The following is a 17,130-nucleotide window of genomic DNA, read 5'->3' on the forward strand; positions in this document are numbered from 1 at the left end:
TTCTGAACATTCTTTCAACTCGCTTTAAATAAATTAAATACTATGTATATATGTAGATTTATTTCGAATAAAAAGTCGAACGATTATAAAAGTCAAAACTGTTGTTTTGACAAAAAAACCAATAATCATCTTTTATAATAACAGTAATTAAACTATGCAGGTGGTGTTAAAAATATGCCTAAAGCAGGAAGGAATACTATGAATACAAGTGCATTGGCGATGAATGAAAGTCAGCTTGGAACAATAAAGTGGACGAGTAAGTTGCGAATGAAGTTTGAAAAAGTTTTCTTTAGATGGGGATTCATTATTGCTGTTATTGGTTTTCTTTTGGGACGAGCATATATATTAACAAACATTTTACCGTTTGCATTGCCATTTTTTGCTGCTGTTTATGTTATGAAGCGAGATAAAATGCCGCTCGCGTTCTTAGCCCTAATGGGGGGAGCACTTTCAGTTTCAATAGATAATTTATTTTTTACTTTTGCATCTATCTTTACCTTCTTTATTTATAATATCTTCTTTAGTCGGTTTACACGTAAAACTGTTGGACTTGTACCATTCCAAGTATTTATCTCCGCATTAACCGCACATTTAGTTGTTGTATATTTTGCACAGCAAACCGTCACCATGTATGACCTGCTCGTCAGTACGATCGAAGCGGGGCTTAGCTTCGTATTAACGATGATATTTTTACAAAGTGTTCCGCTTTTAGTGGAAAGGAAAGGGAAGCAACAAGCGTTAGAAACAGAAGAAATTGTTTGTTTAATTATATTACTAGCATCTGTTTTAACGGGCACAACGGATTGGTTTGTTTATGATGCTTCTATTCAACATATTTTCACTAGATATTTAGTATTAGTATTTGCCTTTATTGCAGGGGCAGCTACAGGGTCCACGGTAGGAGTTGTCACTGGGTTAATATTAAGTTTAGCGAATGTGGCGAGCTTGTCTCAACTTAGTCTCCTTGCCTTTTCAGGATTGCTTGGGGGATTGTTAAAAGAAGGGAAGCGTATAGGAGTTAGTTTAGGTTTATTAATTGGTACAAGCTTAATTACATTATATGTAGACAAGCAAACAAGTATTGTAACAACTTTAATTGAATCTGGTGTAGCGATTGTTTTCTTCTTATTAACACCGAAGCTTGTTATGGATCGTATTGCTAAATTTATGCCGGGTACACAGGAACATTCACAGGATCAACAACAATATTTAAGAAGAGTGCGCGATGTTACAGCAAACAAAATCAATCAATTTGCTAATGTATTTGCTGCTTTGTCTAATAGCTTTTCTGTATACGGGTATGTGGAGGAGGAAGATAAAGAAACAGAAGCTGATTTATTTTTAAGTACAATTACTGCAAAAACATGTCAAACATGCTTTAAGAAGGATCAATGTTGGGTAGTTAATTTTGATAAAACATACGATTATATGAAACAAATAATGAGTGAAACAGAAGAAGGAACGCTGCAGCATAATCGGAAGTTAGTTCGTGAATGGGACAAGCATTGTGTGAGAGGGAAGAAAGTAACGGATTTAGTAGCGGGTGAATTAGATCACTTCTATGAGGGGCAGAAATTAAGAAAACAAATGAAGGAAAATCGTAGAATTGTAGCGGAGCAATTACTAGGTGTATCAAAAGTGATGGAGGATTTCGCTAAGGAGATACAACGAGAAAGAGAGAACCATCAAGCGCAGGAGGAGCAAATTTTACAAGCGTTTCGTGATTTTGGTGTCGAAGTGGAGCATGTTGATATTTATTGTTTAGATAGAGGAAGTATTGATATTGAAATGTTGATTCCGGCTGCATCTAATGAACATGGGGAATGTGAGAAGTTGGTTGCTCCAATGCTTTCAGATATTTTAAAAGAGAATATCGTCGTTAAGCATGAAGAGAAATCCTCATATCCAAATGGGCACAGTTTAATATCATTTGGTTCAGCGAAGACGTATTCTCTTGATACAGGATTGGCCACAGCTGCAAAAGGTGGTGGGTTTATTTCAGGTGATTCCTACGCGATGATGGATTTGAGCGTTGGTAAATATGCACTTGCGATTAGTGATGGTATGGGAAATGGACAAAGGGCTCATATGGAGAGTAGGGAAACGGTAAAATTATTACAAAAGATACTTCAATCAGGTATTGATGAAGAAATAGCGATTAAGTCCATCAATTCGATTCTTTCTTTAAGGACGACAGAGGAGATGTATACAACGCTTGACTTGGCTATGGTAGATTTACGGGATGCGAGTGCGAAGTTTTTAAAGATTGGATCGACGCCGAGTTTTGTTAAACGCGGAAATAATATTTTGAAAATTGAGGCAAGTAATTTACCGATGGGAATCATTGAAGATGTTGAAGTTGATGTGGTTGGTGAGCAATTAAAAACGGGTGATCTTCTTATCATGATGAGTGACGGCATCTTTGAGGGAGCGCAACATGTGGAGAATCACGAATTATGGATAAAACGTAAAATTAAAGAACTACAAACAGAGGACCCACAGGAAATCGCTGATATTATTATGGAAGAAGTAATTCGCTCTGGTGATGGTTATATAAATGATGATATGACTATTGTGGTGGCGAAAGTAAAGAAAAATATGCCGAAGTGGGCTACGATTCCAATAGTAGGAATGCAGGCGCAATAAAATAATCAAAAAACCTAGGTAGATGCCTAGGTTTTTTTGATTAAAAAGGTAATGTGATTACTTTGTTAAATATACAGGAGGGATGTAAGATAAAAATATGGATTTTGTACATCTTTTTTTTGCACAATGTTTGTAAAAGTTGTACCATTATATACAAGGTAACTAATGTTGTTGTTCTTGTTTAATGAAAGGTGATTGCGAAGTTGAAAGATGCATTTGTTGAAAAAGTAGATGACTTTGTAAAGCAGCATGATGTATTAAAGAAACATTCAACAATTGTTGTAGGGGTTTCTGGTGGTCCTGACTCTTTGGCTCTTTTATATTATTTGTTAGAAAAAAGGGCAGAAAAACAGCTAGAAATTGTAGTAGCACATGTGGACCATATGTTTAGAGGTAATGAATCTTATGAGGATTTACAGTTTGTACAGGGTCTTTGCAAAGAGCTAGGAGTTATTTGTGAAACGCTAAGGATTAATGTGTCGCAATATCAACAGCAATATGGAATGAATGCACAAGTTGCAGCTAGAGAATGCAGATATGCATTTTTGGAAAGAATAATGAAGAAATATGATGCGAGATATGTAGCTCTTGGTCACCATGGAGATGATCAAGTAGAGACGATTTTAATGCGCCTTGTACGAGGGAGTACTCCGAAAGGATACGCAGGAATTGCAGTGAAGCGATCTTTTCATAATGGATATTTAATTAGGCCGTTACTTGGGGTAACTAAGGAAGAAATTGTTGATTACTGTAATAAATTAAAAGTTATTCCGCGTATAGATCCGAGTAATAAAAAAGAAGTATATACAAGGAATCGATTACGTAAATATGTCCTTCCTTATTTGAAAGAAGAAAATCCACAAATGCATGAGAAATTTCAAAAATTTAGCGTGCAGATGCAAGAGGATGAGGCTTATTTGCAGGAATTAGCTTTTGAGAAAATGAATAAAGTAATTACAAAAAAAAGCGATAAACAAATTAGCTTATCAATTCCTGCCTTTGAATCCATGTCTATGCCTTTACAAAGAAGAGGGATTCAACTAATATTAAACTATCTTTATGAATATAAGATTCCATCTTCGCTTTCTTCTATACATATTGACAAGGTGATTGAATTTTTTAAGCGGGCACAACCTTCAGGTTCACTAGATTTTCCAGGTGGTTTGAAAATTGTTCGCACATACGAAGAATGTGGTTTTGGATTTAAACAAGAAATTGTTTCTCCTTTTTCGCAAGATTTATCAGTACCTGGGACAATTATATTGCCGAATGGGGATAAACTTGTAACAGAGGTGAGCGAAGATATACCGAGTAACATGAATGAAACAGTATTTGTTGCTAAGTATAATGATATATCGTATCCACTTCGTATTCGGTCTAGGGAAAATGGAGATCGCATGTCAATGCAAGGTATGGATGGTACAAAAAAGATAAAAGCTGTTTTTATCGAAGCGAAAGTACCAAAAGAAAAAAGAGAAGAATGGCCGATCGTTTGTGACGCAAGTGGAAATATTATTTGGGTACCCTTGTTGAAACGATCTGCGTTTGCTACTTCGAAAGAGCTAGCAAAGAAGGGTAAATACATGATTATTCACTACAAAAGCAAGGAGTCTTCCGGGAGGATAATGAAATGATGAATCAAGATATCGAAAAAGTATTAATTTCTGAAGAACAAATACAAGAAAAGGTGCACGAACTAGGTGCAGTTATTGCAGAGGATTACAAAAATACAGTACCTCTTGCGATTGGTGTACTAAAGGGTGCAATGCCATTTATGGCAGATTTATTAAAGAGAACAGATACATATCTTGAAATGGATTTTATGGCTGTATCTAGCTACGGTCACTCTACAGTTTCGACAGGCGAAGTAAAAATCTTAAAAGATCTTGATACTTCGGTAGAAGGTCGCGATATTTTAATCGTTGAAGATATTATTGATAGCGGTCTTACACTAAGCTATTTAGTGGACCTGTTTAAATATCGTAAAGCGAAATCTGTAAAAATTGTTACTTTATTAGATAAGCCAACAGGCCGTAAGGTTGATCTGAAAGCAGATTATGTTGGATTTACTGTTCCTCATGAATTTGTTGTAGGATATGGATTAGATTATAAAGAGCAGTACCGTAATCTTCCTTATGTAGGAGTATTAAAACCAAGTGTTTACTCAAATTAATTAAATATAGGCGTTACAATTGTATAGGAAATTTTTTTTATGTTACGATTTACTATAGTGTTTATGCCGTGAGAGGAGGTTAGGAATGAATCGTATCTTCCGTAATACCATCTTTTATTTACTGATATTCTTAGTAGTAATTGGAATCGTGAGCTATTTTAATGGTTCGACGCAAAAAACGACATCAGTTAGCTACGATAAATTCATTACTCAACTTGAAAAAGGTGAAGTGCGTAATGTGCAGCTTCAACCGAAAAATGGTGTGTTTGAGGTAAAGGGACAATTCAAGACTTCTAGCCAAGGAGAACAATTTGTTACTTATGCACCAAATACTGAGGAATTACAAAAGAAAATTAATGATAAAGCGCAAGGGGCTGAAGTTAAGTATCAACCAGCAGAAGAAACAAGTGCTTGGGTAACGTTCTTTACTTCTATCATTCCGTTTGTCATTATCTTCATTTTATTCTTCTTCTTATTAAACCAAGCTCAGGGCGGCGGTAGCCGTGTTATGAACTTCGGGAAAAGTAAGGCGAAGCTATACAATGATGAAAAGAAAAAAATTCGTTTCAGAGATGTTGCTGGAGCGGATGAAGAGAAACAAGAACTTGTTGAGGTAGTTGAATTCTTGAAAGACCCTCGTAAGTTCGCTGAAGTTGGTGCCCGTATTCCGAAGGGTGTTCTATTAGTGGGACCTCCAGGTACAGGTAAAACTTTACTAGCACGTGCTGTTGCAGGTGAAGCAGGCGTTCCGTTCTTCTCTATTAGTGGTTCTGACTTCGTAGAGATGTTCGTCGGTGTCGGTGCATCCCGTGTACGTGATTTATTTGAAAATGCAAAGAAAAATGCTCCTTGTATCATTTTCATTGATGAAATTGATGCAGTAGGACGTCAACGTGGCGCGGGTCTTGGCGGTGGTCATGATGAGCGTGAACAAACGTTGAACCAATTGCTTGTTGAAATGGATGGATTCGGTGCAAACGAAGGTATTATTATCATCGCTGCGACAAACCGTCCTGATATTCTTGATCCAGCGTTATTACGTCCAGGTCGTTTTGACCGTCAAATTACAGTAGATCGTCCAGATGTAAATGGTCGTGAAGCTGTACTTAAGGTACACGCTCGTAATAAACCGCTTGATGAGAATGTCAACTTAAGAGCAATTGCAACTCGTACACCAGGATTCTCTGGTGCCGATCTTGAAAACTTATTAAACGAAGCTGCTTTAGTAGCTGCGCGTCAAGATAAGAAGAAAATTGATATGAGTGACATCGATGAAGCGACGGATCGTGTTATTGCAGGTCCAGCTAAGAAAAGTCGTGTTATCTCTGAAAAAGAACGTAATATCGTTGCATTCCATGAGGCTGGCCATACTGTAATTGGTGTTGTCCTTGATGAAGCAGATATCGTTCATAAAGTAACAATTGTCCCTCGTGGTCAAGCTGGTGGATATGCGGTAATGCTTCCGAAGGAAGATCGTTACTTCATGACAAAACCAGAGTTACTTGATAAAATCACTGGTTTACTTGGTGGTCGAGTAGCTGAGGAGATTGTATTTGGTGAAGCAAGTACAGGTGCTCACAACGACTTCCAACGTGCGACTGGTATTGCAAGACGTATGGTTACAGAATTCGGGATGAGTGATAAGCTTGGACCGATGCAATTTGGTAGCTCACAAGGTGGTCAGGTATTCTTAGGAAGAGACTTCCATTCAGAACAAAACTACAGTGATGCAATCGCGCATGAAATTGATGTGGAAATGCAAATAATTATTAAAGACTGTTATGCTCGTGCGAAACAAATTCTTACTGAAAAACGAGATAAGCTTGATATTATCGCGAAAACGTTACTTGAAGTAGAAACATTAGATGCAGAGCAAATTAATCATTTATATGATTATGGCAGATTACCTGAGCGTCCAACATCTTCAGATGATGTGAAAGTAAACATCAATATGAAGAAAGACGATGAAGATACAGAAGATAAGTAAGAAAAAAAGGAGTGACAATAGTCACTCCTTTTTTTGTGGAATGAATTTAAGTGGCAAAAAAAATTGAATGAAACTATTATTAAAAATTGAAATAGAGAGTAATCTTTTTGTACAATGATGAGTATAGAAAAACTGATTATATAAGTATGTGTGATATGATGTTTTTATAAGTTTTATACATACTGCGCAAATATAGATTAAATAAGATAAGTGGTGAGAATATGATTTTTGTATTGGATGTAGGGAACACAAATGCGGTACTAGGTGTGTTTGAAGAGGGGGAACTTCGTCAGCATTGGCGCATGGAAACAGATCGTCATAAAACAGAAGATGAGTATGGGATGCTTGTAAAGCAGTTACTTGAGCATGAAGGTCTTTCTTTTGAAGATGTGAAAGGTATTATTGTGTCTTCAGTCGTACCGCCAATTATGTTCGCTTTAGAGCGTATGTGTGAAAAGTATTTTAAAATTAAACCGCTTGTAGTGGGGCCTGGGATAAAAACTGGCTTGAATATTAAATATGAAAATCCACGTGAAGTAGGCGCGGACCGAATTGTAAATGCAGTAGCAGGAATCCACTTATATGGAAGTCCGCTTATTATTGTTGATTTTGGTACGGCTACTACATATTGTTATATTAACGAAGAGAAGCATTATATGGGTGGCGTCATTACGCCAGGAATTATGATTTCGGCAGAGGCTTTATATAGCAGGGCAGCAAAGCTTCCTCGTATTGAAATTACAAAACCGGGTAGTGTTATCGGGAAGAATACAGTAAGTGCAATGCAATCAGGTATTCTTTATGGATACGTTGGACAAGTGGAAGGTATTGTTAAGCGTATGAAGGAAGAAGCTAAGCAAGAACCGAAAGTTATTGCAACAGGTGGATTAGCAAAATTAATTTCAGAAGAATCAAATGTAATTGATATTGTAGATCCGTTTTTAACGTTAAAAGGTTTGTATATGTTATATGAGCGTAATGCAAATTTACAACATGAGAAGGGTGAATAAATAAGTATGAAAGATTATTTAGTAAAAGCGTTAGCGTTTAATGGGCAGGTTCGTGCTTATAGTGTACGTACAACAAATACAGTGAGTGAGGCGCAAAAGCGTCATGATACATGGAGAACAGCTTCAGCGGCACTTGGTCGTTCTTTAACTGCGGGTACAATGATGGGTGCTATGTTAAAAGGCGAGCAGAAGTTAACGATTAAAGTAGAGGGTAACGGCCCGATTGGTCCTATCTTAGTCGATGCTCATGCAAATGGGGATGTACGTGGTTATGTAACGAATCCGCATGTTGATTTTGAAGGAACGGAACAAGGGAAATTACGTGTATATCAAGCGGTAGGTACAGAAGGATTTGTAACGGTAATTAAAGATATCGGTATGCGTGAACCGTTTATTGGTCAATCTCCCATTGTTTCAGGAGAACTAGGGGAAGATTTCACATATTATTTCGCGGTTTCTGAGCAGACACCTTCTTCTGTAGGTGTTGGTGTTCTTGTAAATGGAGATGATAGCGTATTAGCGGCGGGTGGATTCATTCTTCAAATTATGCCAGGTGCGCAGGAAGAAACAATTTCATTTATTGAAGAGCGTCTTCAACAAATCCCGCCAGTATCACAATTAATCGAACAAGGTCTTTCTCCAGAAGAATTACTGTATGAAGTGCTTGGAGAAGATAAAGTGAAAGTGCTAGAAACAATGGATGTTCAATTTAATTGTACATGTTCACGTGAGCGTATTGAAAGTGTGCTAATTAGTTTAGGTAAAGCGGAGTTAGAACAAATTCGTGCAGAAGAAGAAGAGACGGAAGTTCACTGTCACTTCTGTAATGAACGACATAAATTCGCTAAAGAAGATATTACAAGTCTAATTGAGAACCTGTAATAAAGAAGTTTAGGTGGAGAATCAGCCGCCCAAATGGATTGACAAACAGGGAATTTTCTGACAAAATCTAAATATAGATAAAACCAATAAAAATACTCGGTGTTAGGAGTGACAGGAATGCGAGTGGCACAATCAGTTTCAGAATTAATCGGGAAAACGCCGATCGTTAAGTTGAACCGCATCGTAGAATCAGACAGCGCAGATGTATACTTAAAATTAGAATTTATGAATCCGGGGAGCAGTGTTAAAGATCGTATCGCGTTAGCTATGATTGAAGATGCTGAAAATAAAGGGTTATTAAAAGAGGGCGATACAATCATTGAGCCGACAAGTGGTAACACAGGTATTGGCTTAGCGATGGTAGCAGCTGCTAAAGGATATAAGGCAATTTTAGTAATGCCAGAAACAATGAGTATTGAGCGTCGTAATTTATTACGCGCTTACGGTGCTGAATTAGTATTGACTCCAGGACCTGAAGGAATGGGTGGAGCAATTCGAAAGGCAACTGAATTAGCAGAAGAACATGGGTACTTTATACCGCAACAGTTCCAAAATCAAGCGAATCCAGAAATCCATCGTATAACAACAGGTCCAGAAATTGTTGAACAGATGGGGGATCAATTAGATGCGTTTATCGCAGGTATTGGTACAGGTGGAACAATTACAGGTGCCGGTGAAGTGCTGAAAGAAGCTTATAAAGATATCAAAATTTACGCGGTAGAACCTGCGGATTCACCAGTATTATCTGGTGGAAAGCCAGGACCACATAAGATCCAAGGAATTGGAGCGGGGTTTGTTCCGGAGACATTGGATGTAGAGGTATATGATGAAATTATTCAAGTGAAAACGGAGCAAGCGTTCGAATATGCGAGAAGAGTGGCTAAAGAAGAAGGTATTTTAGTTGGTATCTCTTCGGGAGCAGTCGTTTATGCAGCGACAGAAGTTGCGAAGAAATTGGGTAAAGGGAAAAAGGTACTTGTTATTATCCCAAGTAACGGTGAACGTTATTTAAGTACACCACTTTATCAATTTGAGTCATAAGTGAATGTGATTTGAAAAGCATCCTTAAAAAAGGATGCTTTTTCTTTTTTGATTGGAAAAAGGAAAAGAGTGAATGACTAGAAAACTTCATGTAAAATAAGAAGTAGTATAATTAATTTATTTTCACTAGCCCTCAAGTATAATCATTCTCTATATAAATAATTTTATGTGGTTTGAGTTGATTGGCTTAAGAGGGTGGGATAACAGAAGACGGGGTGTTGATATGCAACGAAGAAAATCTTTAGCGCTTTCTATTCCATATCAGTTAGATTTCTTTAAGCAATATAAATTTCTTTCTCAGGATAAGCCGCAACATATTTTGTTAGAAAGTGGACGTGGTGGTCGTTATAATATTGTTGGGCTGGATCCAGTAGCGGTAATTCAGGGTAAGAATGAGACGTTACATATAAGTGAAAGTGGTAAGGAAACAATAAAGCGAGGGAATCCATTAGATTTAATGCAAGCGTATATGGAGAAATGGACAACGGATTATAATCCGGAGTACCCACCTTTTCAGGGTGGGGCAATTGGATACTTTAGTTATGATTGTATCCGTTATATTGAAAAACTTTCTTCTCTTGCGAAGGATGATATTAATATACCTGACATATTCTTTTTGTTATTTGATGACGTGTTTGTGTATGATCAACAGGAGAGAGTATTATGGATTATTACGCATTATGTAGATGAGTGTGAAGAGGCAGAGGAACGATTAAATGAATGGAAGGGTCTTTGGATGAAAGAAGCTCCCGAAGTGACTATGCCGTTTGAATCTCCTGAAAAGAAAAATGAAGCAGTCGCTTTTACGGAAGAGGGCTTTATGAAGGCCGTTGAACGTATTCAAGAATATATTGGAGCGGGTGATGTGTTTCAAGTAAACTTGTCGACAAGACAAGAAAGAACATTACAAACACATCCACTAGAAATATATACAAGTCTGCGTGAAATTAATCCATCTCCATATATGGGTTACTTGGAGTTTGGAGATTTTCAAATTGTTAGTGCTTCGCCTGAATTGCTAATTAAAAAGCAAGGAAAAGAAGTGAGTACAAGACCGATTGCTGGTACGCGCTCTCGAGGAGCAAGTGAGCAAGAGGATGAAGAATTAGCGAAAGAATTAATTGAAAATGAAAAGGAAAGAGCAGAGCATGTAATGCTTGTGGATTTAGAACGAAATGACTTGGGCCGGGTTTGTAAATATGGCACTGTTGAAGTAGATGAATTTATGGTAATTGAAAAATACTCACACGTTATGCATATTGTTTCTAATGTGCGTGGTGAGGTGGAAGCAGACAAAGATGCTTTCGATTTGGTGAAGGCTGTATTTCCTGGTGGGACAATTACCGGTGCCCCGAAAATACGTACGATGGAAATTATTGAAGAATTAGAACCTGTTCGCCGAGGAATTTATACAGGTTCAATTGGTTGGATTGGTTATTCTGGAGATACGGAATTGAATATTGTAATCCGAACACTACTTGCTAAAGATGGACAAGCGCATGTGCAAGCTGGAGCGGGTATTGTAATTGATTCAAATCCAAAAAATGAATATAAAGAGTCGTTAAAAAAAGCAATCGCTTTATGGCGTGCAAAAGAAAGTAGCGAAGAAACGGTTAGGTGAGAGAAATGATATTAATGATTGATAATTATGATTCTTTTACATTTAATTTAGTGCAGTTTCTTGGAGAACTTGGACAAGAGCTTGTTGTTAGGCGTAATGATGAAGTGACTATTTCGGATATTGAGAATATGAAACCGGATTTTTTAATGATTTCGCCAGGTCCATGTAGTCCTAATGAGGCGGGAATCAGTATGGATGTTATTAAATATTTTGCAGGTAAGCTTCCGATTTTTGGGGTCTGTCTTGGACATCAATCAATTGCACAAGTATTTGGAGGGGATGTTGTCAGGGCAGAGCGTTTGATGCATGGAAAAACATCTTTAATGCATCATGATGGGCAGACGATTTTTTCTGATATCCCAAATCCATTTACCGCGACACGTTATCACTCTCTTATCGTTAAAAAAGAGACGTTACCGAATTGTTTAGAGATAACATCTTGGACTGAAGAAGGTGAAATTATGGCGCTTCGTCATAAAACGTTGCCGATTGAAGGGGTGCAATTCCATCCGGAATCTATTATGACTTCTCACGGGAAAGAATTGCTACAGAATTTCATTCGCAAATATAGCCCAAGTGTGACATCGTGTTAATTTACGTAAATGGCGCGTATGTAGAAGCGAGTGAAGCGAAAATTTCTCCTTATGACCACGGTTACCTATATGGACTTGGGGTTTTTGAGACATTTCGTATTTATAATGGTCATCCCTTTTTATTGGATGATCATTATGAACGCTTAATGGATGCGCTCGATATATTGCAAATCAAATGGACAATGACAAAAGATGAAGTGATGCTTATTTTAAAGAATCTACTTGTTAAGAATGGGTTAAAGCATGCATATGTGCGCTTAAATGTATCGGCGGGTATAGATGAAATAGGATTACAAACGGAAGTATATGAAAAACCATCTGTTATTGTTTTTATAAAACCTTTAGCAACTCCAGGGAATGTAGTGGAAAAAGAAGGAGTTATTTTAAAGCAAGTGAGAAATACACCAGAGGGTGCATTTCGCTTGAAGTCCCATCATTATTTAAATAATATTTTAGGGAAACGCGAAATTGGAAATGTTGTGAATAAGGAAGGTATTTTTCTTACCGAAACAGGTTATGTTGCAGAGGGTATTGTTTCGAATCTCTTTTTTGTTAAAGGAGATATTTTATATACTCCTTCATTAGAAACAGGGATTTTAAACGGAATCACTCGTGCGTTTATTATAAAGGCTGCTGAAGAGCTAGATATAGAAGTAAAGGAAGGTTTTTTTACAAAAGATGAATTGCTTTCAGCGGATGAAGTGTTCGTAACGAACTCTATTCAAGAGATTGTCCCCCTTTATCGTATAGAGGAGAAAGATTTCCCGGGTAAAGTGGGAGTGGTTACAAAAAGACTTATGGATCTTTATGGAGTGCAGAGAGAGAAATTGTGGAGCAGAAATGAATTGCGAAGAGGAGATGTGTAGTTTGAAGTGGGATTATGATTTGCGCTGCGGCGAATATACATTGAACTTAAATGAAAAGACATTAATTATGGGGATTTTAAATGTAACGCCAGATTCATTTTCTGATGGTGGGAGTTACAACGAAGTAGATGCTGCGGTGCGACATGCGAAAGAAATGAAAAGTGAAGGTGCTCATATTATTGATATTGGCGGCGAATCTACCCGCCCGGGTTTCGCTAAAGTTTCAGTAGAAGAGGAAATAAAGCGAGTTGTTCCAATGATTCAGGCAGTGTCAAAAGAAGTAAAGCTACCCATTTCTATTGATACGTATAAAGCTGAGGTTGCGAAACAAGCGATTGAAGCTGGTGCTCATATTATTAATGATATTTGGGGAGCGAAGGCGGAACCGAGGATTGCTGAAGTTGCAGCCTATTATGATGTGCCCATTATCTTAATGCATAACCGAGATAATATGAATTACCGCAATTTAATGGCCGATATGATTGCTGATTTGTATGAAAGTATTAAAATTGCTAAAGATGCTGGTGTGCGAGATGAGAATATTATTTTAGACCCAGGTATCGGTTTTGCGAAAACACCTGAGCAAAATTTAGAAGCGATGCGCAATTTAGAACAGTTAAATGTACTGGGTTACCCAGTGCTCTTAGGTACTTCAAGAAAGTCCTTTATTGGCCATGTGTTAGATTTACCAGTGGAGGAACGTCTTGAAGGAACGGGAGCTACCGTTTGTCTTGGTATTGAAAAGGGCTGTGAGTTTATCCGTGTTCATGATGTGAAAGAAATGGCGCGTATGGCTAAGATGATGGACGCGATGATTGGTAAGGGGGCAAAGTAATTGGATAAAATTTATATCCATGATATGGAGTTTTACGGTTATCATGGTGTATTCCCAGAAGAAAATAAATTGGGTCAGAGATTTAAAGTGGATTTAACGGTGGAGTTGGATTTAAAACGTGCAGGAGAAAGTGACGACTTAGGGTATTCTGTCAATTACGGGGAGCTTTTCGAACTATGTAGAAAAGTGGTTGAAGATAGAACGTATAAGCTTGTAGAGAGTATCGCTGAAAATATCGCTACAGATATATTGAAACAATATGAGAGTATTTCACAGTGTACAATTAAGGTAATTAAACCGGATCCGCCGATACCGGGACATTATCGTGCTGTAGCGGTAGAAATTACGAGAGAACGTCCATGAATAATATAGCGTACATTGCATTAGGTTCCAATATTGGGGAGCGTTATACTTATTTAACTGAAGCAATTCAGTTTTTAAATAAAAACCAGCATATCCAAGTTGATGATGCTTCGTCTGTATATGAAACTGATCCGGTTGGCTATACTGACCAAAATTGCTTTTTAAATTTAGTTATAAAAATTTCTACCAATTTATCACCGCAGGAATTATTGAAAGTAACACAAAAGGTAGAGAATGACCTAGGAAGAAAAAGGGAAATTAGATGGGGCCCGAGGACCATCGACCTTGACATTTTACTATATAATCAAGAAAATATTGAAGCAGAGAATCTGATTGTTCCGCATCCGCGGATGTTCGAAAGAGCTTTTGTTATCGTTCCGTTGTTAGAGATTAATCAAGATATAAAACAAAACATTTCACGTTCACAAGTAGAAGAAATGAAAAGGCGAGAGGGAGTAACGGTATGGAAGCAGAAAAATGGGGAAGACGCATTCGTGCTTTTCGAAAGCTAAAAGGCTATACGCAAGAAGGTTTTGCGAAAGAATTAGGGGTATCTGTATCGGTTTTAGGTGAAGTTGAGAGGGGCAATAGATCACCTTCCCAAGATTTTGTAGTAGAAGTCGCTAAAACATTAAACGTTTCAATAGACGAATTGATGCCAAAGTGACCGTAAAGGAAGGAGTAAGTCGGGTGTTAAAGATTGCAAATATTGAGATGAAAAATCCAGTTGTACTAGCACCGATGGCGGGAGTGTGTAACTCTGCATTCCGTTTGACGGTAAAAGAATTTGGTGCAGGTTTAGTTTGTGCTGAAATGGTAAGTGATAAGGCAATATTACTTAATAACAAAAGAACATTAGATATGTTATATATCGATGAGAGAGAAAAGCCATTAAGTTTACAAATTTTTGGTGGAGAGAAAGAAACTCTTGTAGATGCTGCGAAATACGTAGATAAATATACGACAGCAGACATTATTGATATTAATATGGGTTGCCCAGTACCGAAAATCACTAAGTGTGATGCGGGAGCAAAGTGGCTTTTAGATCCAAATAAAATATATGAGATGGTAGCGGCAGTTGTAGATGCTGTTGAAAAACCAGTTACAGTTAAAATGCGTATTGGTTGGGATGAAGATCATATTTTCGCAGTTGAAAACGCTAGAGCTGTTGAGCGTGCTGGTGGGCAAGCAGTAGCAGTTCATGGACGTACACGAGTGCAAATGTATGAAGGGAAAGCGGATTGGGATATTATTAAACAAGTAAAGCAATCTGTGAATATTCCGGTTATCGGAAATGGTGATGTGGAAACACCGCAAGATGCAAAGCGTATGCTTGATGAAGTTGGTGTAGATGGAGTTATGATTGGCCGCGCTGCTCTTGGAGATCCGTGGATGATTTATCGTACGGTAAAGTATTTAGAGACAGGTGAGTTAATGCCGGAACCAACAGTGCGTGAGAAAATTGATGTATGTATGTTGCATCTAGATCGTCTTATCGATTTAAAGAACGAAAATGTTGCCGTAAGAGAGATGAGAAAGCATGCAGCTTGGTATTTAAAAGGTGTTCGTGGTAATGCGAGTGTGCGTAATGGTATCAATACTTGCGACACACGTGAAGACCTTGCGAATGTATTAGGTGCATTTGTAGAAGAAGTAGAAGTGAAACAACAAACAATTTATGTTGGTTAATAAGGGGGTATAGGAGATTGACATTCTTCTATACACTTCCTATAATTACGTGAAAGAAAGAAGAACTGCCAGTTAGTTGCTGGCAGTTTTTCTAGTTGAGTAGAAAATGCTATACTGTATATATTGTAAAAATTAATAGAGCTGGAGTGATATTAATATCATGGATAACATGAACCACGAAGAATTAAACGACCAATTGCTTGTTCGTCGTGAAAAGCTACATAATTTACGTGAGCAAGGAATCGATCCGTTCGGTAAACGATTTGAACGCACAAATTCAACAACTGACTTAGTAAGTCTATATGGAGAATTCTCTAAAGAAGAATTAGAAGAGAAAGAAATCACTGTTTCTATCGCTGGTCGTATTATGACAAAACGCGGTAAAGGAAAAGCGGGATTTGCGCATATTCAAGATTTACAGGGGCAAGTTCAAATTTATGTTCGTAAAGATACTGTTGGAGATGAAGAGTACGAGTTATTTACGACAGCAGATTTAGGTGACTTAGTAGGTATTGAAGGTAAAGTGTTCAAAACAAACGTTGGAGAACTTTCAGTAAAAGCAATAGGATTTACACTTTTAACGAAATCCCTTCGTCCATTACCGGATAAATACCATGGATTAAAAGATGTTGAACAACGCTATCGTCAACGTTACTTGGACTTAATTACAAGTATGGAAAGCCGTGAAACGTTCGTTACCCGTAGTAAAATCATTCGTGAAATGAGAAGATATTTAGATGACAACGGTTATCTTGAAGTAGAAACGCCTATGATGCACGCGATTGCAGGTGGAGCGTCTGCTCGTCCTTTCACTACACACCATAATGCGTTAGATATGGAATTATATATGCGTATCGCAATTGAACTTCATTTAAAACGTCTTATTGTGGGTGGATTAGAAAAGGTTTATGAGATCGGCCGTGTATTCCGTAATGAGGGTGTATCAACTCGTCATAACCCTGAGTTTACGATGATTGAATTATATGAAGCGTACGCTGATTATAATGATATTATGAAACTAACAGAAAATATGGTTGCTCATATCGCGAAAAAAGTATTGGGTACAACAACAATCCAATATGGTGATTATGAAATTAATCTAGAGCCAGAATGGACACGTCTTCATATGGTAGATGCAATTAAGCAACACTCGGGAGCAGATTTCTGGAATCCAATGAGTGTAGAAGAAGCGCGTGAACTTGCAAAAGAACATAATGTGGAAATTAAGAATACAATGGAAGTTGGTCATATTATTAATGAGTTCTTCGAACAAAAAGTAGAAGATAAATTAATCCAACCAACATTTATTTACGGTCATCCGGTAGAAATTTCGCCACTTGCGAAAAAGAATGACGAAGATCCACGATTCACAGATCGTTTCGAGTTATTTATCGTTGCACGTGAACATGCAAATGCATTCACTG

Annotated in this window: 16 protein-coding genes (1 of these 16 running past the window's edge); all 16 read left to right on the plus strand. The window is 37.5% G+C overall.

Annotated features, from left to right (window positions below):
* Positions 1-174: 174 nt before the first annotated feature.
* Positions 175-2,646: a stage II sporulation protein E gene (spoIIE, locus tag JFT89_RS18940; RefSeq protein ID WP_002091571.1), complete on the plus strand. Its 2,472-nt coding sequence runs from the start codon at positions 175-177 to the stop codon at positions 2,644-2,646.
* A 203-nt stretch (positions 2,647-2,849) separates the two neighbouring features.
* Positions 2,850-4,280, plus strand: coding sequence for a tRNA lysidine(34) synthetase TilS (tilS, locus tag JFT89_RS18945; RefSeq protein ID WP_002107305.1), 1,431 nt, complete (start codon positions 2,850-2,852; stop codon positions 4,278-4,280).
* Positions 4,277-4,819, plus strand: a complete 543-nt coding sequence (hpt, locus tag JFT89_RS18950; protein ID WP_002124550.1) for a hypoxanthine phosphoribosyltransferase — start codon at positions 4,277-4,279, stop codon at positions 4,817-4,819. Before tilS ends, hpt begins: the two co-directional genes overlap by 4 nt.
* Positions 4,820-4,904: 85 nt before the next feature.
* Complete coding sequence (ftsH, locus tag JFT89_RS18955; RefSeq protein WP_002091565.1) at positions 4,905-6,806, plus strand: ATP-dependent zinc metalloprotease FtsH; 1,902 nt, start codon at positions 4,905-4,907, stop codon at positions 6,804-6,806.
* 221 nt (positions 6,807-7,027) lie between these two features.
* On the plus strand, positions 7,028-7,816 hold the full coding sequence (locus tag JFT89_RS18960; protein ID WP_002009692.1) for a type III pantothenate kinase: 789 nt from the start codon (positions 7,028-7,030) through the stop codon (positions 7,814-7,816).
* Between the two features lie 6 nt (positions 7,817-7,822).
* The gene (gene hslO / locus JFT89_RS18965) at positions 7,823-8,698 is read left to right on the plus strand and encodes a redox-regulated molecular chaperone HslO (RefSeq protein ID WP_002063395.1); all 876 of its coding nucleotides are present in this window, start codon (positions 7,823-7,825) and stop codon (positions 8,696-8,698) included.
* Positions 8,699-8,815: 117 nt separating this feature from the next.
* Positions 8,816-9,739, plus strand: coding sequence for a cysteine synthase A (cysK, locus tag JFT89_RS18970; RefSeq protein WP_002130221.1), 924 nt, complete (start codon positions 8,816-8,818; stop codon positions 9,737-9,739).
* A 223-nt stretch (positions 9,740-9,962) separates the two neighbouring features.
* The gene (gene trpE / locus JFT89_RS18975) at positions 9,963-11,360 is read left to right on the plus strand and encodes an anthranilate synthase component I (protein ID WP_016095197.1); all 1,398 of its coding nucleotides are present in this window, start codon (positions 9,963-9,965) and stop codon (positions 11,358-11,360) included.
* 5 nt (positions 11,361-11,365) lie between these two features.
* On the plus strand, positions 11,366-11,953 hold the full coding sequence (pabA, locus tag JFT89_RS18980) for an aminodeoxychorismate/anthranilate synthase component II (RefSeq protein ID WP_002029312.1): 588 nt from the start codon (positions 11,366-11,368) through the stop codon (positions 11,951-11,953).
* The gene (gene pabC / locus JFT89_RS18985) at positions 11,947-12,819 is read left to right on the plus strand and encodes an aminodeoxychorismate lyase (protein WP_016095196.1); all 873 of its coding nucleotides are present in this window, start codon (positions 11,947-11,949) and stop codon (positions 12,817-12,819) included. Before pabA ends, pabC begins: the two co-directional genes overlap by 7 nt.
* Positions 12,794-13,654 carry a dihydropteroate synthase gene (folP, locus tag JFT89_RS18990; protein WP_002167275.1) on the plus strand — a complete coding sequence of 287 codons (861 nt, stop codon included), beginning with the start codon at positions 12,794-12,796 and terminating at the stop codon, positions 13,652-13,654. Before pabC ends, folP begins: the two co-directional genes overlap by 26 nt.
* Positions 13,655-14,017, plus strand: a complete 363-nt coding sequence (gene folB / locus JFT89_RS18995) for a dihydroneopterin aldolase (protein ID WP_016095194.1) — start codon at positions 13,655-13,657, stop codon at positions 14,015-14,017.
* Positions 14,014-14,529: a 2-amino-4-hydroxy-6-hydroxymethyldihydropteridine diphosphokinase gene (folK, locus tag JFT89_RS19000; RefSeq protein ID WP_016095193.1), complete on the plus strand. Its 516-nt coding sequence runs from the start codon at positions 14,014-14,016 to the stop codon at positions 14,527-14,529. Before folB ends, folK begins: the two co-directional genes overlap by 4 nt.
* Entirely contained in the window at positions 14,481-14,684 is a 204-nt protein-coding gene (locus JFT89_RS19005; protein ID WP_002009706.1) for a helix-turn-helix domain-containing protein, read from the plus strand. Before folK ends, JFT89_RS19005 begins: the two co-directional genes overlap by 49 nt.
* A 23-nt stretch (positions 14,685-14,707) precedes the next feature.
* Positions 14,708-15,706: a tRNA dihydrouridine synthase DusB gene (gene dusB, locus JFT89_RS19010; protein ID WP_002063401.1), complete on the plus strand. Its 999-nt coding sequence runs from the start codon at positions 14,708-14,710 to the stop codon at positions 15,704-15,706.
* Positions 15,707-15,866: 160 nt separating this feature from the next.
* On the plus strand, positions 15,867-17,130 hold the 5' portion of the coding sequence (gene lysS, locus JFT89_RS19015; protein WP_002009709.1) for a lysine--tRNA ligase. 236 nt of this gene lie beyond the right edge of the window; only the first 1,264 of its 1,500 coding nucleotides appear in the window; the start codon lies at positions 15,867-15,869; the stop codon falls past the right edge of the window.

The organism is Bacillus sp. TH25, from assembly GCF_016650935.1.
Taxonomy (GTDB): domain Bacteria; phylum Bacillota; class Bacilli; order Bacillales; family Bacillaceae_G; genus Bacillus_A; species Bacillus_A mycoides.

What these genes read in the sequence shown, in the direction of transcription:
- spoIIE (WP_002091571.1), top strand. Translation starts at nt 175, where the DNA reads ATGCCTAAAGCAGGAAGGAATACTATGAATACAAGTGCATTGGCGATG.
- hpt (WP_002124550.1), top strand. Translation starts at nt 4,277, where the DNA reads ATGATGAATCAAGATATCGAAAAAGTATTAATTTCTGAAGAACAAATA.
- ftsH (WP_002091565.1), top strand. Translation starts at nt 4,905, where the DNA reads ATGAATCGTATCTTCCGTAATACCATCTTTTATTTACTGATATTCTTA.
- JFT89_RS18960 (WP_002009692.1), top strand. Translation starts at nt 7,028, where the DNA reads ATGATTTTTGTATTGGATGTAGGGAACACAAATGCGGTACTAGGTGTG.
- hslO (WP_002063395.1), top strand. Translation starts at nt 7,823, where the DNA reads ATGAAAGATTATTTAGTAAAAGCGTTAGCGTTTAATGGGCAGGTTCGT.
- cysK (WP_002130221.1), top strand. Translation starts at nt 8,816, where the DNA reads ATGCGAGTGGCACAATCAGTTTCAGAATTAATCGGGAAAACGCCGATC.
- trpE (WP_016095197.1), top strand. Translation starts at nt 9,963, where the DNA reads ATGCAACGAAGAAAATCTTTAGCGCTTTCTATTCCATATCAGTTAGAT.
- pabA (WP_002029312.1), top strand. Translation starts at nt 11,366, where the DNA reads ATGATATTAATGATTGATAATTATGATTCTTTTACATTTAATTTAGTG.
- folP (WP_002167275.1), top strand. Translation starts at nt 12,794, where the DNA reads ATGAATTGCGAAGAGGAGATGTGTAGTTTGAAGTGGGATTATGATTTG.
- folK (WP_016095193.1), top strand. Translation starts at nt 14,014, where the DNA reads ATGAATAATATAGCGTACATTGCATTAGGTTCCAATATTGGGGAGCGT.
- JFT89_RS19005 (WP_002009706.1), top strand. Translation starts at nt 14,481, where the DNA reads ATGGAAGCAGAAAAATGGGGAAGACGCATTCGTGCTTTTCGAAAGCTA.